Raw genomic sequence first — 24,138 nt, forward strand, 5'->3', positions numbered from 1 at the left:
CTCCTGCATGGAGACGCGATTAGATCACAGACGATCTGCCTGTTCAAATTTCATTAACAAAGTGCGATCCCGCCCTGGGTGGGAATGCACTCCAGCCACGACTTTCTCAACTGCCTGCTGGTGGTGGAGAGTCCGCTCGATGCCGTCCGCCTCAAGCAGCGCTTTGTCGCCCTCGAAGTGGCTCACGGCCGGGATCGCAGCGATCCGCTCTGCAAGGTGCACGATCGCCCGCTCGACATCGATATTCTGGCCAGCAACACGCACGGCGACTTCGCCACGGCAGAGGTCGATTCCTATCTGGCGGAACTGCTGGCCGAGCTGTACGGCCATGGCGAGGTGCATGACCCCAAGGTGGCGCTGCAGGTGGCGCTTCACGGCCCATCGGACAAGCCCGGCAAGGGCTTGCTGACCCGGCAGGTCGGGCTGGGGCCGCTGGTGCTCGGCAACCCCTCAGAGGGTAGCCAGCGCGCGCCCGCCATCCACCTTGATGCTGGCTCCCGTCATATAACTGTTCCCCACCAGTAGCTGCACCGCCTGCCAGATGGGCTCAAGCCCTCCCTCCCGCGCCAGCGGTGTTTTCGCCAACACCAGCTGGCGCCAGCTCTCGTCATGTTCATCGAGAAACAGGATCGGCCCCGGCTCTATGGTGTTGACCCGCACAGTGGGCGCCAGCTCGCGGGCAAAGCTCATGGCCAGCGAATGGGCGCCCGCCTTGGTGGCTACATAGCTGGCAAAACGGGGGGACGGGGCATGGATATAGATATCGGTGATGTGAATGATGCTGGCGTTGGGATTGCTGGCTAGCTGTGGGGACAGCGCCCGATTGAGCTGGAAAGGGGCCGCCATGTGCACCCGGTAGAACTGCTCGAACTGGGCCAGCTGCGCTGCCGGATCGGCCACCTGCGGCTCGAAGGCCGAGGCGTTGTGGATCACCAGCGCCAGATCCTGATGGGCCGCCAGCACATCGATCAGCTTGCCCACGTCCTCTTCCCGGCCAAAATCCGCCTGCACCAGCTCGACCCCCAGCGCCGCCAGCGTGGCCAGCTCCGGCCGCTCGCTGCGATAGCTGCCCGTCACCTGCCAGCCCGCCGCCACCAGCTGTTCACAGAGATAAAACCCGAGTCGACGGCCGCAGCCCGTTACCAATGCACGCATACGATCTCCTTTCCCTTTCATGGTCTTGCATGAACGAAGCCCGCCTGCCAGCGGATCACCGCCGATGGCCGGTGCCTATCAATCCCTGCGGCACAAGCCATTGGTCGCGGGCCACCCGGCCGCCCCATAGTGGCGACATCCCCTCTTGCGGAGTCATCACCATGCTGAAAGTGCACCACCACATGGGTCGCCTGACCCACTCCCTCACCGCCGGACTCGGCCTGGCCGAGGCGCTGGATCGCCTGCATCAATCGGGCCTTGGCGGCCTGCCGGTGCTGGATGAGCAGAAACGGCTGATCGGCTTTCTCTCCGAACAAGACTGCATCCCCAGCCTGCTCACCGGCAGCTACCACTGCGATACCCGCACCCGGGTGGAGGATCTGATGAACCGCACGCCCCTCTCGGTCGGGCCGGATGACAGCATTCTGGAGCTGGCTCGCCAGATGGCCGAGGCCAAGCCCAAGATCTACCCGGTGCTGCAACAGGGCAAGGTGATCGGCATCATCAGCCGCCGTCAGGTGATGCAGGCCCTCAACCAGCAGATGAAGGTGTGTCAGCAGACCTAGATCTGGTAACGCCCCTTGTCACCGATATCGAAGTGCAGGGGCATTCGCCACTTGGCCAGCGCCAGCAAGCTCAACAGGGCCCCGCAGACCAGCGCCACCAGTGCGGCGGCCCACTCCACCCGCAACAACTCCAACAGCCATAGCGCCGGCAGCAGCACGGGCACCAGCTTGATGCCGGGAATGGCGAAGCAAAACTGCTCCTTGAACGCCAGCCCGGAGAGCGTCGCCAACGCCGCGCCCAGCACCAGCGCATCCGGTGCCCCCACCGCCGCCAGGGCCAACGCGCCCCAACCAAATCCCTGCAGAATCAGGCGAATCCGCTTGTCGTAGATATGCAGCGAGAAGCCGCAGATTGCGCTTGCCACTGCCAGCGACATCAACCATTGTGCCGACGGGAGCAGAGCTATCCCGCTCAGCAGCGCCGCACCGCGGCAAAGCAGCAGCAGGGCTGCCGCACTCAAGCCAAGGCGGTAGAGCGAAACGGTCAACTTGTCGATCCCGTCCAGCGGGCTCTCGATTTCAGGGTTTGCCATAAACAGTCGCTTCTAACGGATCAGGTGTTACCCAATATACTGGAATCAGGTTCTGGAATATCTTCAAACGGGTTCAGGAGACGTAGTTTGCGTGTGATCCCCCTGCTTTTGTTGCTGTTTCCACTCGGATTGCCGGCCAAGGAGCTGGTGATCTGCGGCACCATGGAGCCCCCGCTCAAGTTTCTCGATGCCGAGCAGAAACCCCGCGGACTCGATATCGATATCGTCACCGCCATCTTCGACAAGCTGGCAACGCCCTTTCGGATCGAGCTGGCCGATTCGGGGGCCCGCCTCACCCGCAATGCCGAAACCGGCGCCTGCGACCTGGTGATGACCCACTCCTACAAGGCAGAGCGGGAGAGTTATCTCATCTACCCGCAGCAGGCCCATATTCGCCACAGCTGGCACTTCTTCGTGCGCAAGACCGACCTGCTGAAGATCCGCTACGACACGCTAGCGGACCTCAAACCCTGGCGCATCGGCATCACCAAGGATTTCTCCTATACCCCGGAGCTGACCGCCGCCCTCGCCGACCCGGCCTATCAGTTTCAGGAGATCACCATGAACCAGCTGCAACTGCGCAAACTGCTGGCCGGGCGGATCGATACCGTGCCGATGCCGCTGGTCACTGCCTTCACCCAGATCAAGGAGGAGGGGCTGACGGGCAAGGTCGATTACCTGCCCAAGCCGCTCAAGAGCAGCCCCTACTTCAACACCTGGACCCGCGCCAGGGCCGACGAGAATACGCCCGCCCAGATGGCCGCCTACGATGCCGAACTGCTGCGCATGAAGCGCAACGGCAGCCTCAAGGCCCTCTACGACAAGTACGGCATCCCCTATATCGAACCCTGATCAACGGGTCGGGGTGTCGCTTGGGAGATGGATCTCAATACCCCGCTCCTGCAACCCGACTCAGGGCTTCACATCCCGCAAGATCGGGTTTTGCAGTGAAATCAGCGTTTCAGTGGACTGGATCTCGTCGATGGTCTGGATCTTGTTGATCAACACGATCTGCAGCTCGTCGATGGAGCGGGTCATCACCTTCATGAAGATGCTGTAGTGACCCGTGGTGTAGTAAGCCTCCACCACCTCGTCCAGCGCCTGCAGCTTGGCCAGCGCCGAGGGGTAATCCTTGGCACTCTTCAGATTGATCCCGATAAAGCAGCAGACGTCATAGCCCAGCTTCTTCGCGTTCACCTGCACCCGCGTCCCCTCGATGATCCCCGCCTGCTTCATCTTCTCCACCCGCACATGAATGGTGCCCGGGCTGACAGCCAGTTGTTTCGCCAGTTCGGCGTAAGGGATCCGCGCATTCTCCATCAGGGCGGTGAGGATGGCCTGATCGAGATTATCGATCCGGTAATTTTCCGGCATTTTTTTGCACTCCCGTTGGCGATATCTCATTAAACAACGGCTTATTTTGAAGAAAAAAACACGTAAAGCCTATTTCTATTATCGAATATTGAATTTAGTCACCAATCTGTTGAAGAATCACCACATCCAACGGGGTTTGAAACAGGAATTCAGCATGAAACAGCACTACATTCGCAGCCAACAGCAGATCAGCTTCGTCAAAGAGATGTTCTCCCGCCAACTCGCCCAGCAACTGGGTCTGATGGAGGTGCAAGCCCCCATTCTGAGCCGGGTCGGTGATGGCACTCAGGACAACCTCTCTGGCCACGAGAATGCAGTGCAGGTCAAAGTGAAAACCCTGCCGGAGCACAGCTACGAAGTGGTGCATTCACTGGCCAAATGGAAGCGCCAGACTCTGGGTCGCTTCGGCTTCGGCCCGGGTGAAGGGATCTACACCCACATGAAGGCGCTGCGTCCGGATGAAGACAAGCTCACCCCCATCCACTCGGTCTACGTGGATCAGTGGGACTGGGAGAAGGTCATGCCGAGCGAGCGCCGCGATCTGGCCTATCTACAGGAGACCGTGCGCGGCATCTGGGCTGCCATCAAGGCCACCGAGCGCGCGGTCTGTGCCGAGCATGAGCTGACCCCCTTCCTGCCAGCCGAGATCCAGTTCCTGCACAGCGAAGAGCTGCTGACCCGCTATCCGGACCTCGATGCCAAGGGGCGCGAGCGTGCCATCGCCAAAGAGCTGGGGGCCGTGTTCCTGATCGGTATCGGTGGTGCCCTCTCCCACGGTGAACGCCACGATGTGCGCGCCCCGGACTATGACGACTGGAGCAGCCACAGCGAGCTGGGTCTGGCGGGTCTGAACGGGGACATTCTGGTGTGGAACCCGGTACTGCAAGACAGCTTCGAGATCTCCTCCATGGGGATCCGGGTCGATGCCGAGGCGCTGCGTCGTCAGCTCGCCATCACTGGCGATGAGGATCGCCTGCAGTACGACTGGCATCAGGATCTGCTGGCCGCACGGATGCCGCAGACCATCGGCGGTGGCATCGGCCAATCCCGTCTGGCCATGCTGTTGCTACAAAAAGAGCATATTGGTCAGGTTCAAGTCGGCGTCTGGCCCTCTGAAATGAAGGCCGCCATCCCGGGCATGCTGTAAACGAGTTGATTTCATCGGTCTGGCCTGCACGCCATCGCGAGCGGGTCAGCCCTGAAGGTGTGTGGCGGTGCGGACTGAACGAGCGCAGTCCGGACATGCTGTAAGCAGTGTGGCCATCCCTGATGGCCCGCGGCGAAACCGGGGCTTGCCCCTGCGACCCGCTCAACCCACGCCAGGTCGCGTCACTACATTCCTCCCGGCAATCTTCGGATTGCCGTTTTTTTTGCCTCTAAATTACCGCCGCCAGATATGACAACGCCAGCCCGAAGGCTGGCGTTGCAAACATCGACACGAGATCGGTTACTGGGTCATGGTCAGGCCGTTGCTGTCGGCCCCCAGCAGCAGTTTTTTGCCCGGCACGATGCGACCGGAGAGCAGTGCCTGCGCCAGCGGGTTTTCCACCTTGTGCTGGATCGCTCGTTTGAGGGGCCGCGCCCCGTAGACGGGGTCGAACCCGGCATGCACCAGCTTCTCGAGCAGCGCTTCGCTCACCTCCACCTCGTAACCCTGAGCCTCCAGTCGGCCCATCAGGCTCTTGAGCTGGATGCGGGCGATGGACTTGATGTGATCCTCGCCGAGCGGGTGGAACACTACTGTCTCGTCGATCCGGTTGATAAACTCCGGCCGGAAGCTGCGGGTCAGCACCTCCATCAGCATGGCCTTCATCTCGTCGTAATCCTTCTCGGAGTGGTGCTCCTGAATGAGATCCGACCCGAGGTTGGAGGTCATGATCACCACCGAGTTGCGGAAATCGACGGTGCGGCCCTGACCATCGGTCAGGCGGCCATCATCGAGCACCTGCAACAGGATGTTGAACACATCCGGGTGCGCCTTCTCCACTTCGTCCAGCAGGATCACCGAGTAGGGGCGACGGCGTACCGCCTCGGTCAGATAACCGCCCTCTTCGTAACCCACATATCCGGGAGGCGCCCCCACCAGACGGGCCACGCTGTGTTTCTCCATGAACTCGGACATGTCGATCCGCACCATGGCATCCTGAGTATCGAACAGGAACTCCGCCAGCGCCTTGCACAACTCGGTCTTGCCCACCCCGGTGGGCCCCAGGAACAGGAAGGAGCCGATGGGGCGGTTCGGATCGGAGAGACCGGCACGGGAGCGGCGAATGGCGTTGGAGACCGCTTCAACCGCCTCCTCCTGGCCGATCACCCGGCTGTGCAACTGCTCTTCCATCCGCAGCAGCTTGTCACGCTCCCCTTCCAGCATGCGGGCCACCGGAATGCCGGTCCAGCGCGCCAGCACGTCTGCTATCTCCACGTCGGTGACCCGGTTACGCAGCAGGCTGGTCTCCTGCATCTCGGCCTGGGTGGCGAGATCCAGCTGTTTCTCCAGCTCGGGGATGCGGCCATATTGCAGCTCGGACATCCGACCCAAGTCGCCTGCGCGGCGTGCCACATCGAGATCCTGACGGGCCTGCTCCAGCGCCGCCTTGATATGCTGGGTACCGGCGAGGGCGGCCTTCTCGGCCTTCCACACTTCATCCAGCTCGTTGTATTCCCGATCTTTTTCGCCAATCTCCTGATTGATCAGCTCCAGACGTTTGCGGCTGGCGTCATCGTCCTCCTTCATCAACGCCTGCTGCTCCAGCTTGAGCTGGATGATGCGCCGCTCGAGGCGATCGAGCGCCTCCGGCTTGGAGTCAATCTGCAACCGGATGCTGGCCGCCGCCTCATCGATGAGGTCGATGGCCTTGTCCGGCAGCTGGCGATCCGCAATATAGCGGTGGGACAACTGGGCTGCCGCCACGATGGCCGGGTCGGTGATCTGCACATGGTGGTGCAGCTCGTAACGCTCTTTCAGGCCGCGCAGGATGGCGATGGTGTCCTCCACGCTCGGCTCTTCTACCAGCACCTTCTGGAAACGACGCTCGAGGGCCGCATCCTTCTCGATGTACTGACGGTACTCATCCAGGGTGGTGGCACCGACGCAGTGCAGGTCGCCACGGGCCAATGCCGGTTTCAGCATATTGCCCGCATCCATGGCCCCTTCGCCCTTGCCGGCGCCGACCATGGTGTGCAGCTCGTCGATAAAGAGGATGACGTTGCCCTCCTCCTTGGCGAGATCGCTCAGTACGGCTTTGAGCCGTTCTTCAAACTCGCCGCGATACTTGGCACCGGCCACCAGCGCCCCCATATCGAGGGAGAGCACCCGCTTGTTCTTCAGCCCTTCCGGCACTTCACCGTTGATGATGCGCTGCGCCAGCCCCTCGACGATGGCGGTTTTACCGACACCGGGGGCACCGATCAGCACCGGGTTGTTCTTGGTGCGGCGTTGCAGCACCTGAATGGTACGGCGGATCTCGTCATCACGGCCGATCACTGGGTCGAGCTTGCCAATTTCGGCCCGCTCGGTCAGGTCGATGGTGTACTTCTCCAGCGCCTGACGGTTCTCCTCGGCGTTGGCATCCTCCACCTTCTTGCCGCCACGCACCTTGTCGATGGCCGCTTCCAGTTTCTCTTTGGTCAACCCCTGGGCACGCAGCAGCTCGCCCAGGTTGCCCTTCTCGTCGAGAGCCGCCAGCACGAACAGCTCGGACGAAATGAACTGATCCTTGCGCTGCTGGGCCAGTTTGTCGCAGACGTTGAGCAGGCGACCGAGGCCGTTGGAGAGCTGAACATCCCCCTCCACCCCGCTCACCTTGGGCAGGCGATCGAGCTCCTCGCCGAGGCGGGAGCGCAGAGAATTGATATCCATCCCGGTCAGGGTGAGCAGTGGACGAATAGAGCCGCCATCCTGATTGACCAGCGCGGTCATCAAGTGGACGGGTTCGATAAATTGGTGGTCACGACCCAGAGCCAAAGACTGGGCATCGGAAATAGCAATCTGGAATTTGCTGGTCAGGCGATCGAGGCGCATTGCACTCCCCCTTTCAAGACGGACGCCGCTTGCGCGGCAAACAACATAACTTTCTGAGATGAAAGATGAGGCCCGTACGGGCTATTTCAAGGGCATGGACTGGTTATTTTTTCTGCAAAGCGGGGAGGAGGCAGGATCCCCGCCTCTCTCATACGGATTTGCTCTTGAGAGAGACGGGGTATTACTTGGCGGGTGATTGCTTAGCGGGCCAACCAGATGAGGGAGGCCATCCGGCCGGTCTGACCATCGCGGCGATAGGAGTAAAACTGTTCGCTATCGCTGAAGGTGCAGTGCTCACCACCATAGACAGCATTCACCCCGGCACGGGCCAGCCGCAGCCGCGCCAGCCGGTAGATATCTGCCAACCATTTCCCCTCGTTGGCGGAAGGCACGAACGCCGCGTCTGCTTCGGCCTGCTCCGCCATAAAGGCCTCGCGCACCTCGTCACCCACTTCAAACGCGGTAGGGCCGATGGCCGGGCCAAGCCAGGCAAGGATCTCGCCCGGCTCGCAACCCATGGCGGCGATGCTCGCCTCCAGCACGCCCCCCTGCTCATTCCCCAATAATCCACGCCAGCCAGCGTGGGCGGCGGCCACCACTGTGCCTGCCCGATCGCAGAACAGTACCGGCAGACAGTCGGCAGTCATCACAATGCAGGCCTGATCTGCCTCGTGGGCGCAGGCCGCGTCGGCATCCGGCGCCTGCTGATAATGGCTGCTGACCGGATGGACGACGGTGCCGTGCACCTGATTGAGCCAGTTGAGGGGGCCGGGGATGGCGGCCGCCTGCTGCAAGCGGGCGCGATTAGCCTCGACTCGCGCCGGTTCATCCCCCACGTGAGCCCCCAGATTGAGGCCGGCAAAGACCCCTTCACTGACGCCACCATCCCGGGTGGTAGACAAGGCTCTGACGTTGGCAGGTGCAGGCCAATCGGGTTCGATCCATTTCATCTGTGACTCCTTCAATTCACCGCTATAAAAAACGGGGCTCCTGCAAGGGAACCCCGTTTGGCATCTCTTCGGGCCGGATGGCGGCAGAAACCGACGCAGGCCCTATTGCATCAGTTCCAGACCAGATCGTCCGGATTGGCGATAGTATCAGCACGCAGCACTTCCATCAGATCCACCATGTCCTGTGGTGTCTCGGAGTGCCACTGCATCACTTCACCCGTGATGGGGTGCGCCAGTTGCAGCATGGTCGCATGCAGCGCCTGACGATTGAAGCTGCGCAGCATCTGGGTCAGCTCCGGCGTTGCGTTGCGCAGCAGGCGCAGGCGACCACCGTAGGCGGGATCACCTACCAGCGGGTGCTTGATGTGCGCCATGTGGACACGGATCTGGTGGGTACGACCGGTCTCCAAACGCAGACGCAGACGGGTGTGGCCACGGAACTTCTCGTGAACCCGGTAGTGGGTCACGGAAGGACGACCATTGGGCACCACGGCCATATGGGTACGCTGGGTCGGGTGACGGCCGATGGGCGCATCAACAGTGCCACCTGCGGTCATGTGACCGATGGCGATCGCTTCGTATTCACGGGTGATCTGGCGTGCCTGCAGCGCTTCCACCAGATGGGTCTGGGCAGGTACTGTCTTGGCAACCACCATCAGACCTGTGGTGTCTTTATCCAGACGGTGCACGATACCGGCACGGGGCACCTCGGCAATGCCGGGGTAGCGGTGCAGCAGGGCGTTGAGGATAGTGCCATCGGGCGTGCCTGCGCCCGGGTGAACCACCAGTCCGGCCGGTTTGTCGATCACCAGAATGTGTTCATCTTCATAAACGATGTTGAGCTCGATCTCCTGGGCATCCCAGCGGGTATCGGCTTCCAGCTCGACATTCACATGCACCTGTTGCCCGGCCAGAATTTTCTCGCGCGGGGTGTTGGCAACCTGACCGTCCAGGGTCACTCTGTCCTGTAAAATCCACTCCTTGATGCGGGTGCGGGAGTAGTCTGGAAACAATTCGGCCAGGGCCTGGTCGAGTCGCTGCCCGAATTGGTGATCCTGGAATTCGCCTGTCAGTTCAATATGCTGGCTCATGTATGGTCTCTTGAGCGGGGGGTATCAATTCGAAATAATCCGGGTATTCTAGCTTTTCTTTTAGCCAAGCATAACGGATACTTTGCCAATTTCGTGGAAATGGACCGGATGTTGTTGATGGGAAAGAAGTCTCACCTGCTGATGTCGCTCGCCTTGGTCGCTACCTTGATCACAGGCTGTTCCAGCACCAAACCCAAGGTACCCGACGAACCGCCGGAGACCCTGTACCAGAAAGCACGCCTCAAACTGGACGTTGGCAATTACGTGCAAGCCACTGAATTGCTGGAGGCTTTGGACTCTCGCTACCCGTTCGGCGCCTACTCCAACCAGGTGCAGCTTGACCTCATCTATGCCTACTACAAGCAGGATGATACCGCTCAGGCGATCGCCAATATCGACCGTTTTATCCGCCTCAATCCGGCGCATAAAAATATCGATTACGTCTTCTATATGCGCGGCCTGACCAACATGGCGGCGGATTATAACTTCTTCCAGAGCCTGTTCGGTATCGATCGGGACGACAAAGACCCGGCATATGCCCGTCAGGCATTCCAGGACTTCAAGACCCTGCTGCAGAACTACCCCAACAGCGTCTATGCCGCCGATGCCCGCGCCCGCATGATTGGCCTGAAGAATCGTCTGGCCAGATATGACCTGAGCGTGGCCGAGTATTACGTGAAGCGTGATGCACTGGTCGCTGCCGCCAACCGGGCCAAGCTGCTTGTCGAAACCTACCCCGACACAGCCGAAACCGAGAAAGCGCTGGAGATCATGGTCGAGTCTTACGACACGCTGAAGATGCCGCAGCTGGCCAAGCATGCCCGCGAAGTGCTGGCCAAGAACTTCCCGGAGAACCGCCTCGGCCGTGGCTGAGTGATACGGATCAACCGGTAACAAAAAACCGATGCCTTGGCATCGGTTTTTTTATCGCTGCAATTTAGCCACAGATGTTATCTGTAGATTGCACTGCAGAACTGGGGCTGCGATGACGGCGCCTTCCCTGCGCCGTCATCACAGCACTTACTTCGCGACGTTGCCCGCCACGTTCAGGGCATCCCAGGTGCGGGAGAAGGGAGGCGCGTAGGCAAAGTCCAGCATGCCGAGCTGCTCGGTGGTCACCCCCATGGTGATGGCCACCGCCAGCGCGTCGATACGGTGTACCGCCCCCTTGCGACCGAGGATCTGGCCGCCCAGCAGCCGCTTGCTGCCCGCCTCATAGACCAGTTTGACGTGGATGTCGGACTGTCCCTGGCAGTAGTTGGTGTGGCACTTGTCCTTGATCACCACGGTGCGGTAATCGATGCCCATCGCTTTGGCTTCCTGCTCGGAAAGGCCGGTACGGCCCGCCTCCAGTCCCAGCACCTTGAGTGCCGCGGAGCCGAGGGTACCCGGGAACGTCTGCTCGGCCCCGGCCAGGTTCTCACCCACCATGCGCCCCAGCTTGTTGGCGATGGTGGCGAGCGGCACATAGACCTGCTGCTGCTTCACGCTGTGCCAGACGCTGGCACAGTCACCGGCCGACCAGACGTTGGCGAGCGAGCTGCGTCCCTGCCGATCCACCTTGATGGCGCCATTGCCGAGCCGCTCGATGCCGGTATCGGCCAGAAACTCGGTGTTGGGCTTGACCCCGGTGCAGACCACCACGATATCGGCCTCGTACTCGCCCTGGCTGGTTCGCACGCCAGTCACCCGGCCATCCCCCAGCAGTGCTTCAACTCGCTCACCCAGATGGAGAGAGACCCCTTGCTCGCGCAGTTCGGTTTCGATGTGCTGGGTGATCTCGCCATCAAACGCGTCGGGGATGACTCGATCCGCCAGCTCGATGAGACGCACCTCTTTGCCCTGATGGACCAGTGCCTCGACCACCTCCAACCCGATAAAGCCGGAGCCGATCACCACGGCGCGACGATTGTTCTTGTCTTGCACCGCCGCTTTGAGCGCCAGTCCATCGGCCATCCGGCGCAGACCGAATACCCCTTGCTGCTGCAAACCGGGGATGGGGGGCATCACTTCGCGGGCACCGGTGGCGATCATCAGCCGATCGTAACGATCGGTGAAGGTGTCGCCGTTATGTTCCACCTGCAGGGTCTGGGCAGTGGCGTCAACGCTCAGCACCCGATGACCAATCTTGACCTCGATCCCCTTGGCGGCGAACTGCTCGGGGGTGAACTCAGCCATGTAGCCGGGCTCCTGAAACTCGTCACCGACGAAGTAAGGCAGGCCACAGGCACCGAAGGAGATCACCTCGGAGGCCTCATAAACGACGATCTCGGCCTCTTTGGCCAGACGACGTGCCTTGGCGGCCGCACTCATACCGGCGGCTTCGCCACCGATGATCAGAATTCTCATTGTTTTTCCTCTCAATGGCGCAGGGAGGGCATGCCCTCCCTGCGGTCTATGACGGGAAAGGGTCACCCCTTTCCACGCCCAGATCAACCGACGCAAATCAGACGGTGGACTCTTCGCCGTCCAGACTCACTTCGTGATCGCTGTTGAACACATGCATGTCGGTCTCGCCCATCAGGCGGCTGGTGACAGTCCCTGCAGTGATGGATCCGGAGACGTTCAGGGCGGTACGGCCCATGTCGATCAGCGGCTCGATGGAGATGAGCAGACCGGCCAGCGCCACCGGGAAGTCCAGTGCGGAGAGCACGATCAGCGCGGCAAAGGTGGCGCCGCCGCCAATCCCGGCTACCCCGAAGGAGCTGACGGTGATGATGGCGATCAGGGTCATGATGAAGCCGGGATCCATCGGGTTGACCCCGACGGTCGGGGCAATCATCACCGCCAGCATGGCCGGATAGATACCGGCGCAGCCATTCTGGCCGATGGTGGAACCGAAGGAGGCGGCGAAGTTGGCGATCCCCTCAGGAATACCCAGTGACTTGGTCTGGGTCTGCACGTTCATCGGGATCGAGCCCGCGCTGGTGCGCGAGGTGAAGGCAAACGCCAGCACCGGGGTGATCTTCTTGAGGAAGCGGGCCGGGTTGATGCCGACCATGCTCACCAGCAGCAGGTGTACCGCGAACATCAGCGCGATAGCGCCGTAAGAGGCCATCACGAAGCTGAGCAGGTTGATGATGTCAGCGTAGTTGGAACCGGAGACCACCTTGGTCATCAGCGCCAGCACACCGAACGGGGTCAGGCGCAGCACCAGGGTCACCATGCGCATCACGATGGCGTGGGCCACGGCCACGAAGTGGCTGAAGCTGGCGAAGATCTCCGGCTTCTTGCGGGCGATGCCGGTGGCAGAAAGGCCGATGAAGATGGAGAAGATCACCACGGCGATGGTGGAGGTCTTTCGTGCCCCTGTCATGTCGAGGAAGGGGTTGGCGGGAATGAACTCCAGCATCATCTTGGCAAAGGACATGCTCTCGACGCTGCCGAGGGTAGTCTGCAGCGCGGCACCACGGGCGCTCTCGGCGGCCCCGGAGGTGAGCCCTTCGGCGGTCAGGCCAAACAGGTTGGACATCAGGATGCCCGCCCCGGCGGCGATGGCGGTGGTGAAGATCAGCACGCCGATGGTCATGGCGCTGATCTTGCCCAGCGCAGTGCCGCCATTGAGCTTGAGGATGGCACCGATGATGGAGACCATGATCAGCGGGATGATGATCATCTGCAGCAGCTTCACATAGCCGCCGCCCACGATATCCAGATAGTCGATGGTCTGGACAATGACCGGCGAACCGGCGCCATAAAGCAGTTGCAGGGCGGCGCCGAACAGAATACCGAGCCCCAGACCGGCAAAGACCCGGCGGGTGAAGCTCACATGTTTTTCCTGTAACCGGTAGAGAAAGAACAGCAAGATGGCGGCGATGGCCAGATTGCCGATAACGCTAAATGTCATGGTATGACTCCCCAAAAAGCGGGCTTGCGCCCGAGAAACAAGAGCAAGCGCCATGCTTGCCCTGGCAACCGTGTCAGACGGTCTGCGCCGTCGTGACAAGAACAAGGGGGTCTATCGCCCCCTTGTCACACATTCACTGCTTCTGCTGTTTCGCTCGCATGATGTTGATGATTTCGATGTCGGTATCCAGCATCCCCTCTTTGGAGAGGCGGCCCAGATTGGCAATGGTCTCGTCCACGTCATCGGAGACGATCCCCTCGCTCTGGGGGACATGCAGGTTGTTGATGGCCATCAGGGAAGACTTCACCGCCGCCGAGGTGGAGGTGGAGACCTTCATGGAGCAGGCGCTGCCCGCGCCGTCACAGATAATGCCGGAGACATCGCCAATCATGTTGTTGATGCAGTGGCTGATCTGCTGGTACTGGCCACCCAGCAGCCAGGTGATGGCGGCACCGGATCCCATGGCCGCGGTACTGGCGGCGCACAGCGCCGACAGCTTGTTCTGATAGGTCTTGATGTAGATGGCCACCAGATGGCTCATCACCAGCGCCCGGGTCAACTGCTCGTCACTCGCCTTGAGGAAGCGGGCGGCGGCGACCACCGGCATGGTGGCGGCAATGCCCTGATTACCGGAACCGGAGTTGGACATGGCGGGCAGCATGGCGCCATCCATCCGCGCATCGGAGGCGGCGGAAGAGAGGCGCATCGCCAACGTCATCAGGTCGTCCGAGAGCAGCTTGCGCTCCACCTGCTCGGTGAGGATCTTGCCGATCTGGAGGCCGTAACCCTGCAACCCTTCATCGGCCAGCGCCTGATTCATGGTGGCGGCCTCGCGGATAAAGTCGATCTCCGCCAGCGGCACTTGCAAGGCAAAATCGACGATCTCCCGCAGGGTCATGGTCGGTTTGGCGGATTTGGCGGGCTGGATCTGCACGCCGGGGGCACTGTTCTGCGCCATCAGCACCTCGCCATCCTTCTCCATCAGGATGATGCGGGTGTGGTCGGTGCAGATCACCACCCGGGCGCTGTGGCCCTCCACTTCGGCCAGCACTTCGGCGTAGAGCACGTCCGGCACATCCTTCACATCCACCACAATGCAGGGCAGCAACGCCTTGGCCGCCTCGACCTGGGCCGGGGTGAGAGTCTTGAGCACCTCCAGCCCGGCATCCGGGTTACCGCCGGTGATGCCGACCGCAGCCGCCACCGGCAGGCCGATCATGCCGGTACCCGGCACCCCGACCCCCATGCCGTTCTTGAACAGGTTGCCACTGACCCAGACGCTGATGCGGGTCGGATCCTGCCCCAGCAGCTTGCGGCAGTTGGCCGCCGCCAGCGCCACCGACATCGGCTCGGTGCAGCCCAGGGCCGGCACCACTTCACGCTTGAGCAGGGTAATAAAGTCGGTCCATTGTGCTTTCATTGCAGTGTTTCTCATGTTCAGGGTGCCCGCAGGCAGTTATTGCTTGTTCAGATCCGCCTTGTGATTGCGGATGTGCAAATAGACGGTGTGACGGGAGATGCCGAGCATCCGGGCAACCAGCTGGGCCGCCTCCTTGATCTCGAAAATCCCCATGTCGTAGAGCCGGGTCACTATCTCCTTGTTGCGCACCGAGCTGGAAAGCGAACTATCCTGATCCACCTTCTCAATCACCTGAGCCACCAGATCGTCAACCGAGCTGGCAAAGGTCTCGTTGTTGAGCGGCGCCGGTGCAGCAGGCAGCGCAAAGGTATCGAGCAGGCTGCCAAGGGAGGTATCCAGACTGAAGTTCACACAGAGCATGCCGATGGGCTTGCCCTGCCGGTTGCTGATGGTGACGGAAGAGGACTTCATCAGTGCCCCGTCACGGGTGCGGGTGAAGTAGCTGCTCCACTGGCTGCCCGCCACTCCCTGCAAGCGATTGAGGGCAAAGTCGGTGACCGGTGCCCCCTCCCGACGGCCTGTCACATGGCCGTTGGCAATCTTGATGACCGATGCATCCAGCGAGTCAAAGGCATGCAGCACCACCTCGCAGCCACTGCCAAACAGGGCTGCCAGCGCCTCGACGGCGGGCTCGAAACTGGCGATCAGATGACGTTCTTCGTCCGTTAACAAATTGATGTTGTCTGTGGTGGCTGCTGTGGACATATATGAGTGACTTTGAGTAAACCGCAGTTGATTCTACTATCAACAAGATAAACTAATGTTGAGCGGTATCCCCTTTTTGCACGCCATTATGCCCACCTTTTAACAAAGTGCGACAATTTGTGAAGTCGCGCACAGACGGCGCGATGACTCAGAGGTGATAGCGAGCCAGCAGCTGCTGATAGGCGGGTGTCTGCTTGAATGCTTTGAGCGCGGAGGAGAACTGGATGGCCAGCTGATCGTGGCCAGGCTTGTGGGTAAAACCCAGGAAGTTGCGGTTGTCGACGGTCAACAGGCGGCTACCATTGAGCACCTGATCCTGCAGCCCCTGGGTGCGCAGCAGATAACGACCGACCCGCTCGTTGAGCACCACCCCGTCCAGCCTGCCAGCCATCATCAGGTGCAACTGCTTGATCATGTTGCCATCACCGGTCATGGCAACCCGGATGACCCCCTTATCGGCCAGAAAATCAGGGCTGTAGGCGTAGTCGGCCTGAACACCGATCCGCAGCCCCTTGAGGTCGGAGAGTTGCTCAAATTTCACCGGGCGATCCACCGGATAGAAGAGCACCTCGCCGCTGTGAGAGAGCGGCTCTTCGGGATAGTGGAGCCACTGCTGGCGAGCCTCGATATAGAAGACATCGAGTACCGCATCCCCTTGCTTGAGACGGGCCTGCTGCAATACCCGCTTCCAGGGCAGTACCCTCACCTCGGTGCGATAGCCCAGTTGCAGCAACACGGCGCGGGCCAGCTCGAGATCGGCCCCCACCAGCTCGCCATTGTCGCTGCGCATGACATAGGGAGGCCACAGCTCGGTCAGTATGGTCAGGGTCGGGGGCTCGTCTGCCAGCGCACTGCAGCCCAACACCAGCGAGGCCAATAGCCAGCCACCTTGCCACCCCCGTCGCCACATTCGCTGCCAATCCATGGGCATATCTCCATACCGCCATGGTTTGAGAGTATACAATCCGGAGGTAATAAAAAAGGAGGCCGAAGCCTCCTTGTTATGCGATAGCTGACGGGCACTTACAGTGCCTTGAGGATCGCCTCGACACTGGCCTTGGCATCGCCAAACAGCATCTGGGTATTCTCTTTGAAGAACAGCGGGTTCTGGACACCGGCGTAGCCAGTGTTCATGGAGCGCTTGAAGCCGATGACGTTCTGCGCTTTCCACACTTCCAGTACCGGCATGCCGGCGATCGGGCTGCCCGGATCTTCCATCGCGGCCGGGTTGACGGTGTCGTTGGCACCGATCACCAGCACGGTGTCGGTATCGGCGAAGTCGTCGTTGATCTCGTCCATTTCCAGCACGATGTCATACGGGACTTTCGCTTCCGCCAGCAGCACGTTCATGTGGCCTGGCAGACGACCGGCAACCGGGTGGATACCAAAGCGCACCTTGACGCCGCGATCACGCAGCTTCTGGGTGATTTCAGCCACCGGATACTGGGCCTGCGCCACCGCCATGCCGTAGCCCGGGGTGATGATGACGGAGCTGGAGTTCTTCAGCAGGTCAGCCACTTCCTCGGCGCTGGTTTCGCGGTATTCGCCCATCTCTTGATCAGCCGTGGAGGCCACGCCATCGGAGCCGAAGCCACCGGCGATAACGGAGATGAAGGAGCGGTTCATCGCCTTGCACATGATGTAAGAGAGGATCGCACCGGAGGAACCTACCAGCGCACCCACCACGATCAGCAGGTCGTTGGAGAGCATGAAGCCCGCCGCCGCTGCCGCCCAACCGGAGTAGGAGTTCAGCATGGAGACCACCACCGGCATGTCGGCGCCACCGATGGAGGCAACCAGATGCCAGCCGAAGGCGAAGGCGATCAGGGTCATCACCAGCAGAGCGAAGGTAGAGCCGCCCGCGTTGACGAAGTAGACCATCAGCGCCAGCGAGGCAACCACGGCCAGCAGGTTCAGCTTGTGGCGGTGCGGCAGCATCAGCGGCTTGGAGGAGATCAGACCGCGCAGTTTGCCGAAGGCCACCACGGAACCGGTGAAGGTCACGGCACCGATGAAGACGCCCAGGAAGATCTCGACCAGGTGGATGTTCAGCATGGCGCCGGTCAGGTGCTCGACCTGGGCGACGCTGGCCGCCTGTTCGAACGCCGCACGGGCGGCTGCCAGCGTCGCATCCAGGTTGGAACCGACGGAGACGACTACCTCAGCAGGCGCAGAGGGGTGCAGATCGATGAAGCTGTTAAAGCCCACCAGCACTGCCGCCATACCGACGAAGCTGTGCAGCACGGCCACCAGCTCGGGCATCTCGGTCATCTCGACCTTGAGCGCCAGACGCACGCCGATGGCACCGCCGATCACCATGGCGAGGATGATCCAGTGAACGCCACTGGTCTCCGGGTTGAATACGGTGGCGAGCAGGGCGATAGCCATACCCGCGATACCGAACAGGTTGCCATGCTTGGCCGTTTCTTGCTTCGACAGTCCCGCGAGACTGAGGATGAAGAGCACGGCGGCAACGATATAGGATGCTGTTACCAGTCCTTGAGACACGTTAAACCCCCTTAATCCTTACGGAACATCTTCAGCATGCGCTGAGTGACGGTGAAACCGCCGAAGATGTTGATACTGGCAATCAGCACGGCGACGAACGCCAGCGCGGTGACCAGGGTCGATCCTTGCCCGATCTGCAGCAGGGCACCGACCACGATAATGCCGGAGATGGCATTGGTGACCGACATCAGCGGCGTATGCAGGGCGTGCGAAACATTCCACACCACGTAGTAACCGACCACACAGGCCAGGATGAATACGGTGAAGTGGGAGAGGAAGGCAGCCGGGGCAACGGACGCAATCCAGCCGAAGGCGGCGATGCCGAGGGCACCGAACACGAACTTCTTGTTGGAGGGCTTGGCCGCTTCTTTCTTGGCGGCCGGTTTGGCGGCAGCCGGTTTCTGCGGGGCGGCAGAGACGGAGATGGCGGGCGGCGGGAAGGTCACTTCACCGGCCTGGATCACCGTCATGTTGCGCTGAACCACGTCTTCGAAGTTGATGGCAACGTTGCCGTCCTTCTCCTTGCACATCAGCTTCATCAGGTTGACCAGGTTGGTACCGTAGAGCTGGGAGGATTGGGCAGGCAGACGACCCGGCAGATCGGTGTAACCGATCACCTTGACGCCGTTGTCGGTGACATGCAGTTCACCCGGCACTGTGTATTCGCAGTTGCCGCCAGCCTGAGCGGCCATGTCCACGATGACGGAGCCCGGCTTCATGCTGTCGACCATCTCTTTGGTGATCAGCTTGGGAGCCGGCTTGCCCGGGATCAGAGCGGTGGTGATGATGATGTCCACCTCTTTGGCCTGCTGGGCGAACAGCTCCATCTCGGCCCTGATGAACTCTTCGCTCATCACTTTGGCATAACCATCGCTGGAGGCGCCATCTTCGCCACCGAAGTCCAGCTTGAGGAATTCCCCACCCATGGATTCGATCTGCTCGGCCACTTCCAGACGGGTATCGAACGCACGCACGATGGCGCCGAGGGAACCGGCCGTACCGATGGCGGCCAGACCGGCGACACCGGCACCGATCACCAGCACCTTGGCAGGCGGCACTTTACCGGCTGCGGTGATTTGACCGGTGAAGAAACGACCGAACTGGTGCGCCGCTTCAACCACGGCGCGATAGCCACCGATGTTGGCCATGGAGGAGAGGGCATCGAGGGACTGGGCACGGGAGATCCGCGGCACCATGTCCATCGCCATCACATTGATGTTGCGCTCGGACAGCTTCTTGACCAGCTCAGGGTTCTGGGCAGGCCAAATGAAGCTCACCAGAGTGGCACCATCTTTAATTTGTGCGATCTCGGCATCGGTCGGCGCATTGACCTTGAAGATAAGGTCGGCTTGCCAGACATTCGGCACCACGCTGGCACCGGCAGCCTCGAAGGCGGCATCATCGAAGCTGGCCAACTGGCCTGCGCCGGACTCGATGGCGACCTCGAAGCCGAGCTTTTTCAGCTGCTCGACGGTAGCCGGGGTCGCTGCGACCCGGGTCTCACCGGCGAGACTCTCTCTCGGTATTCCAATCTGCATGACTATTCCCTGATGGTTAATAAACAATCGCTGCCCAGTGTCTCACTTCTGACGAAACAAGACATGACCAAAGTGCAGGTCCAGGGCTCTTTGTTATGAAAATCAGTAGGCTTTACCTCAACCTCCTGTCATGGTCAGGCCCCCGCTTTTCAGGCGCGAAGGTGATTAGTATCAAATTTTGGAGTTTTATTACAACCGCAGTCCCGACGGCACTCGTACAGAATTCAGCCCATCCCTGGCTACGATTAAAAAAAACAAACCAAATTAGAGGCTTATACCAGTAAAAACGGCTGAAAAAAGTGATCCAACCAGTCAAAAAAAATGTTTTACCGGCCCTCTATCTTAGCGTTTTTTGTTCTTACGAAATCCGCTTTCGTCTCACTTCTCGCAGCGAAACGCCAAAAAGTAACATTTTCCCAACAAAAGCGGGGCCACTCAGCCGCCAGATGGCGGGAGAGGGCCCCGACAATTCAATCGTTTCGCCCGTGTGGCGCCGATTGGCGGCCCTTACCAGGCCGCTTCATAAATATGCTGGCTCTGCACCAGATCGATATCGCTGTGCTCGCCCAGACGGGTCATGCCGTGCTCACCCAGCTTGCCGATCAGGGTATCGATACCGAGATCTTTCAGACCGTAGTCGCGCAGTCGGGTCTTGACCCCCATCCGTTCGAAGAAGTCGCGGGTCGCGGCGATGGCATCATCGATGCGCTCCGCTTCGCTGCCGCTGCGCAGACCCCACACCCGCTCTGCGTATTGCAGCAACTTGGCATGCTTCTGTTTGCGCTTGGCTTGCAACAGGGCGGGCAGTACCGCCGCCAGCGTCTGGGCGTGGTCGAGGCCGTGCAGGGCAGTCAGCTCGTGACCCAGCATGTGGGTGGCCCAATCCTGCGGCACACCGGCACCGATCAGACCGTTCAACGCCATGGTGGCGCTCCACATGATGTTGGCGCGCACCTCGTAGTTGTGCGGCTCGGCCAGCGCCTTGGGGCCCTCTTCGATCAGGGTCAGCAGCAAGCCTTCGGCGAAGCGATCCTGCACCTTGGCATTGACCGGATAGGTGAGGTACTGCTCCACGGTATGGACGAAAGCATCCACCACCCCGTTCGCCACCTGACGCTCGGGCAGGGTGTAGGTGAGCACCGGATCCAGCACGGCGAAACGCGGCATCACCAACGGCGAGAAGAAGTGCACCTTGTCGCCACTGCTGCGACGGGTGATGACGGCGCCCATGTTCATTTCGGAACCGGTCGCCGGCAGGGTCAGCACGGAACCGAGCGGGATGGCGGAGCGCACTTCGCTGCCGACGGTCTCGAGAATGTGCCAGGGCTCTTTGGCCAGATCGTAATGTGCGGCAGCGGCGATAAACTTGGTGCCATCGAGCACGGAGCCACCGCCAACGGCGAGCAGGAAGTCGACACGCTCGGCACGGGCCAGCTCCACGGCGCCCATCAGGGTCTCGTAGGCCGGGTTCGGCTCGATACCGCCAAATTCAAACAGGGTCATGCCAGCCAGTTCGCGGCGGATCTGCTCCAGCAGGCCGCTGCGTATCACGCTGCCACCGCCATAGGTGATCATGACGCGGGCATCGCTCGGGAGCTGCTCGCGCAACTGGGCGATCTGCCCTTGGCCGAACAGGATTTTGGTCGGGGTATGGAGCGTAAAGTTGTTCATCGACATTGCCTTCTTCTGATAGTCAGGGCGGCCAGGCCGCGAAATCGTGATTGCATTTTTCTCCAGAACCACCCTACCATCAAGACAACATCCTGCTTGATTCTTGCCTATTTCTACAAAGCAGCGAAAACCGGAACAGTCGAATCAAAGAGCGCTCATGCCAAACCGTTACAGCGACCTCGCCGCCAGAGTGACCCGCCACGTCACCGCCCCCGGCATCACCCCCTCCCCGGTGGAGCAGGTAAATTTCATCTACACCACCGAGTACCACGGTCGTACCCCGGTGCTCTACCAGCCGCGGATGATCGTGATCCTGCAGGGGCACAAGGTGGGCTATCTGGCGGATCAGGTGTTTCGCTACGATCCCAACCACTACCTGCTGATGACCCTGCCGCTGCCCTGCGAGTGCGAGTGCTTCGCCTCCCCCGAGCAGCCGCTGATCGGTTTTACCATCGAGATCAACATGGTCACCCTGCAAGAGCTGCTGCTGGAGCTGGGCGACGCCCTGCCCGCCCCCGCTCCGCAGAAGAGCGGCGTCCACTCGGTGCCCCTGTCGGAGGCGATGTTCTGCGCCGCCGAGCGGCTGATCGATTTGATGGACAACCCGCTGCACGCCAAGGTGCTGGGGCCGCAGACGGTGCGCGAGATGCTGTTTCACGCCCTCACCGAGGGGGGCGGTCCGGCGCTGCAGGCGCTCGCCAATCGCCACAACCATGTGGGCCAGATCGCCCGGGTGCTGCGTATGATAGAGTCCCGTTATGCCGACAACCTCACCATGGAGGAGCTGGCGCGGGAGGTGAACATGAGCGTCTCCGCCTTTCACCACCACTTCAAGGCGGTCACTGCCACCTCGCCGCTGCAGTACATCAAGTCGTTCAGGCTGCACAAGGCGCGGATGATGATGCTGCACGACGGCATCAAGGCGGGCACCGCGGCGGCCAGAGTCGGTTACGAGAGCAACTCCCAGTTCAGCCGGGAGTACAAGCGCTTCTTCGGCAGCACGCCGACGGATCAGGCCTCCCGCTTCCGGGATGGCCAGCTGCGCATCATCGAGGGATAACAAGAGAGGGATTACCTATGCGTTCACTGCTTTGCCTGTTCACCGCTTTGCTGCTGACGGCCTGTACCGGGATTGCCGACGGCATCCGCCCCGTTACCGGCTTCCAGCTCGATCGCTATCTCGGCACCTGGTACGAAATCGCCCGCCTCGACCACAGCTTCGAGCGGGGGCTGGAGCAGGTGAGCGCCACCTACAGCCTGCGCGATGATGGTGGCGTCAAGGTGCTCAACCGCGGCAAACAGAGCGATGGCAGCTGGCGCGAAGCCGAGGGCAAGGCCTACTTCGTCGACAAGCCGGACGAGGCGCGGCTCAAGGTGAGCTTCTTCGGCCCCTTCTACGGCGGCTACAACGTCATCGACCTCGATCCCGATTACCAGCTCTCGCTGGTGACCAGCTACAACCACGACTACCTCTGGATCCTCTCCCGCTCTCCCAATCCGCCCAAGGAGAAGGTGGATGCGCTGATCGCCAAGGCCAAGGGGCTGGGCTTTGCCACCGACCAACTGATTTGGGTCAAGCAGACCCCCTGAACCTTCAGCGGTGGCGACCCCTTCGCCACCGCACTCACCTGCCAGTCATATTTTCCTGCCTCCGGTCTCCAGCCACCTTATCCACCAAATATATAGACGGCATGTTGCTTATATATTGCCAAATCGAATGGGCGGTTATTTATCAGGCAGCTGAACTGCCACGCCGGTATCGCTGACATATATCGGGAAAATCATGATGAATAATCAACATTGATGCACATGGGCACCGTGATAACAGGACTCACCATTTACCAACGAACGATAAATCAGCAAAAATGTGGTGTCATCAGCCATGCATCTCCTCGCAAACGCTTAATTGTTGCCATCCCTGTCTGCAGATGATAAACAACTCCATCATCAAAAATTACACATAAATATTCACTTGAACGAGGTGGTTAATTGGAATGGATTAAATTGAGTGGCATCCTCATTATTTTGTTAGGATTTTATTTCAAACTCGATACTCTGGCCGTCGTGCTGGTCGCAGCCGTCACCACTGCCCTGGTCTCCGGTCTCTCCATGACCGATTGCCTCTCCCTGCTGGGCGAAGCCTTTGTCTCCAACCGCATGGTGACGCTGTTTCTGCTGACCCTGCCGATGATCGGCATCTGCGAACGCTACGGTCTGAAACAGCAGGCCGTCACCCTGATAGAGCGGATCAAAAAGCTCACCCCGGGCAAGTTCATGACCCTCTATATGTTTATCCGCGAGCTGGCCGGTCTCTTCTCGGTGCGGGTACAGGGTCATACCCAGTTTATTCGTCCGCTGGTCAACCCGATGACGCAGGCAGCCGCCAGCAAGGTGCACGGGAAATTAAGCGAAGAGGACGAGGAATATATCAAGGCGCGGGTTTCGGCCACCGAAAACTATGGCAACTTCTTTGCCCAAAATACCTTCGTCGCCTCCGCCGGGGTATTGCTGATTGTCGGCACTTTCGAGTCGCTGGGATATAACGTCTCCGCCGTCGATATTGCCAAGGCCTCCATGCCGATTGCCATCATTACCCTGTTTATGGTCGCCGCCTCCAATATGTGGTTTGACCGTCAGATGGCCAAGAAATATGCATCTGGCAACAGCAAGGGAGGTCAACAGTCAGGGCGAGAGCGTGAACATATTGTTAAATTGACTTCAATTCAGCCAGCCCTGAATCCAATACCTTTTCCAGATAT

The 24,138-nt window shown here is 60.4% G+C and carries 21 protein-coding genes and 1 pseudogene; 8 read left to right on the forward strand and 14 right to left on the reverse strand.

All coding sequences use genetic code 11. The annotated features are described in order from the left end of the window. Positions 1-78: 78 nt before the first annotated feature. A pseudogene (locus PG888_RS19755) lies at positions 79-525 on the forward strand (2-amino-4-hydroxy-6-hydroxymethyldihydropteridine diphosphokinase); the annotation flags it as partial. Here PG888_RS19755 and PG888_RS19760 read toward each other — a convergent pair. Further along, a complete protein-coding gene (locus PG888_RS19760; RefSeq protein ID WP_182938693.1) occupies positions 451-1,155 on the reverse strand; it encodes an SDR family NAD(P)-dependent oxidoreductase in 705 nt (234 codons plus the stop codon). The pseudogene PG888_RS19755 and the gene PG888_RS19760 sit on opposite strands and share 75 nt — an antisense overlap. 161 nt (positions 1,156-1,316) lie before the next feature. On the opposite strand from PG888_RS19760, the gene PG888_RS19765 reads away from it, so the two are divergent. Then, on the forward strand, positions 1,317-1,721 hold the full coding sequence (locus tag PG888_RS19765; RefSeq protein ID WP_139405641.1) for a CBS domain-containing protein: 405 nt from the start codon (positions 1,317-1,319) through the stop codon (positions 1,719-1,721). Here the strand turns inward: PG888_RS19765 and PG888_RS19770 are convergent. After that, positions 1,718-2,254, reverse strand: coding sequence for a DUF2301 domain-containing membrane protein (locus tag PG888_RS19770; RefSeq protein ID WP_182938692.1), 537 nt, complete (start codon positions 2,252-2,254; stop codon positions 1,718-1,720). The genes PG888_RS19765 and PG888_RS19770 overlap by 4 nt on opposite strands. 87 nt (positions 2,255-2,341) lie before the next feature. On the opposite strand from PG888_RS19770, the gene PG888_RS19775 reads away from it, so the two are divergent. Then, entirely contained in the window at positions 2,342-3,106 is a 765-nt protein-coding gene (locus PG888_RS19775; RefSeq protein ID WP_182938691.1) for a substrate-binding periplasmic protein, read from the forward strand. Positions 3,107-3,166: 60 nt separating this feature from the next. On the opposite strand, the gene asnC is transcribed toward PG888_RS19775, so the two are convergent. After that, the gene (gene asnC / locus PG888_RS19780; protein WP_033135290.1) at positions 3,167-3,628 is read right to left on the reverse strand and encodes a transcriptional regulator AsnC; all 462 of its coding nucleotides are present in this window, start codon (positions 3,626-3,628) and stop codon (positions 3,167-3,169) included. Positions 3,629-3,782: 154 nt separating this feature from the next. Here asnC and asnA point away from each other — a divergent pair, with 154 nt between their 5' ends. Then, on the forward strand, positions 3,783-4,775 hold the full coding sequence (gene asnA, locus PG888_RS19785) for an aspartate--ammonia ligase (RefSeq protein ID WP_127007094.1): 993 nt from the start codon (positions 3,783-3,785) through the stop codon (positions 4,773-4,775). A gap of 300 nt (positions 4,776-5,075) precedes the next feature. Here asnA and clpB read toward each other — a convergent pair whose 3' ends face one another. The 3 genes from clpB to rluD all read right to left on the reverse strand — a co-directional run bounded on the left by clpB (position 5,076) and on the right by rluD (position 9,690). Further along, a complete protein-coding gene (gene clpB, locus PG888_RS19790; protein WP_182938690.1) occupies positions 5,076-7,649 on the reverse strand; it encodes an ATP-dependent chaperone ClpB in 2,574 nt (857 codons plus the stop codon). A 200-nt stretch (positions 7,650-7,849) separates the two neighbouring features. Continuing rightward, positions 7,850-8,599, reverse strand: a complete 750-nt coding sequence (pgeF, locus tag PG888_RS19795; RefSeq protein WP_182938689.1) for a peptidoglycan editing factor PgeF — start codon at positions 8,597-8,599, stop codon at positions 7,850-7,852. Between the two features lie 110 nt (positions 8,600-8,709). Then, entirely contained in the window at positions 8,710-9,690 is a 981-nt protein-coding gene (rluD, locus tag PG888_RS19800; protein WP_042657303.1) for a 23S rRNA pseudouridine(1911/1915/1917) synthase RluD, read from the reverse strand. A 117-nt stretch (positions 9,691-9,807) separates the two neighbouring features. On the opposite strand from rluD, the gene PG888_RS19805 reads away from it, so the two are divergent. Beyond that, on the forward strand, positions 9,808-10,563 hold the full coding sequence (locus tag PG888_RS19805) for an outer membrane protein assembly factor BamD (RefSeq protein WP_042082907.1): 756 nt from the start codon (positions 9,808-9,810) through the stop codon (positions 10,561-10,563). A 147-nt stretch (positions 10,564-10,710) separates the two neighbouring features. Here the strand turns inward: PG888_RS19805 and PG888_RS19810 are convergent, their stop codons facing one another. The 8 genes from PG888_RS19810 to yqhD all read right to left on the reverse strand — a co-directional run bounded on the left by PG888_RS19810 (position 10,711) and on the right by yqhD (position 21,379). Further along, positions 10,711-12,039 (reverse strand): CoA-disulfide reductase, encoded by a 1,329-nt coding sequence (locus tag PG888_RS19810; RefSeq protein ID WP_182938688.1) that lies wholly within the window; start codon positions 12,037-12,039, stop codon positions 10,711-10,713. A gap of 97 nt (positions 12,040-12,136) precedes the next feature. Then, entirely contained in the window at positions 12,137-13,537 is a 1,401-nt protein-coding gene (locus PG888_RS19815; RefSeq protein ID WP_042063787.1) for an L-cystine transporter, read from the reverse strand. A 133-nt stretch (positions 13,538-13,670) separates the two neighbouring features. Next, positions 13,671-14,972 carry an L-cysteine desulfidase family protein gene (locus PG888_RS19820; protein ID WP_182938687.1) on the reverse strand — a complete coding sequence of 434 codons (1,302 nt, stop codon included), beginning with the start codon at positions 14,970-14,972 and terminating at the stop codon, positions 13,671-13,673. A gap of 21 nt (positions 14,973-14,993) precedes the next feature. Then, positions 14,994-15,662 carry a helix-turn-helix transcriptional regulator gene (locus PG888_RS19825; protein ID WP_042063783.1) on the reverse strand — a complete coding sequence of 223 codons (669 nt, stop codon included), beginning with the start codon at positions 15,660-15,662 and terminating at the stop codon, positions 14,994-14,996. Positions 15,663-15,810: 148 nt separating this feature from the next. Continuing rightward, positions 15,811-16,587: a substrate-binding periplasmic protein gene (locus tag PG888_RS19830; RefSeq protein ID WP_139405661.1), complete on the reverse strand. Its 777-nt coding sequence runs from the start codon at positions 16,585-16,587 to the stop codon at positions 15,811-15,813. Between the two features lie 98 nt (positions 16,588-16,685). After that, the gene (gene pntB / locus PG888_RS19835) at positions 16,686-18,170 is read right to left on the reverse strand and encodes a Re/Si-specific NAD(P)(+) transhydrogenase subunit beta (RefSeq protein WP_042657306.1); all 1,485 of its coding nucleotides are present in this window, start codon (positions 18,168-18,170) and stop codon (positions 16,686-16,688) included. Between the two features lie 11 nt (positions 18,171-18,181). Further along, positions 18,182-19,708 carry a Re/Si-specific NAD(P)(+) transhydrogenase subunit alpha gene (gene pntA / locus PG888_RS19840; RefSeq protein ID WP_182938686.1) on the reverse strand — a complete coding sequence of 509 codons (1,527 nt, stop codon included), beginning with the start codon at positions 19,706-19,708 and terminating at the stop codon, positions 18,182-18,184. Positions 19,709-20,215: 507 nt separating this feature from the next. Continuing rightward, positions 20,216-21,379, reverse strand: coding sequence for an alcohol dehydrogenase (yqhD, locus tag PG888_RS19845; protein ID WP_182938685.1), 1,164 nt, complete (start codon positions 21,377-21,379; stop codon positions 20,216-20,218). Between the two features lie 157 nt (positions 21,380-21,536). Here yqhD and PG888_RS19850 point away from each other — a divergent pair, with 157 nt between their 5' ends. From PG888_RS19850 to PG888_RS19860, 3 genes are all read left to right on the forward strand, one after another. Beyond that, positions 21,537-22,439, forward strand: coding sequence for an AraC family transcriptional regulator (locus tag PG888_RS19850; protein ID WP_042657309.1), 903 nt, complete (start codon positions 21,537-21,539; stop codon positions 22,437-22,439). Between the two features lie 17 nt (positions 22,440-22,456). After that, entirely contained in the window at positions 22,457-22,969 is a 513-nt protein-coding gene (locus PG888_RS19855) for a lipocalin family protein (RefSeq protein ID WP_139710619.1), read from the forward strand. A gap of 399 nt (positions 22,970-23,368) precedes the next feature. Beyond that, positions 23,369-24,138: DUF969 domain-containing protein (locus PG888_RS19860; RefSeq protein WP_270694109.1), on the forward strand; the 770-nt coding region annotated here is incomplete at its 3' end.

It is taken from the genome of Aeromonas sp. QDB23, assembly GCF_027707745.1.
GTDB classification, from domain to species: Bacteria; Pseudomonadota; Gammaproteobacteria; order Enterobacterales; family Aeromonadaceae; genus Aeromonas; species Aeromonas allosaccharophila.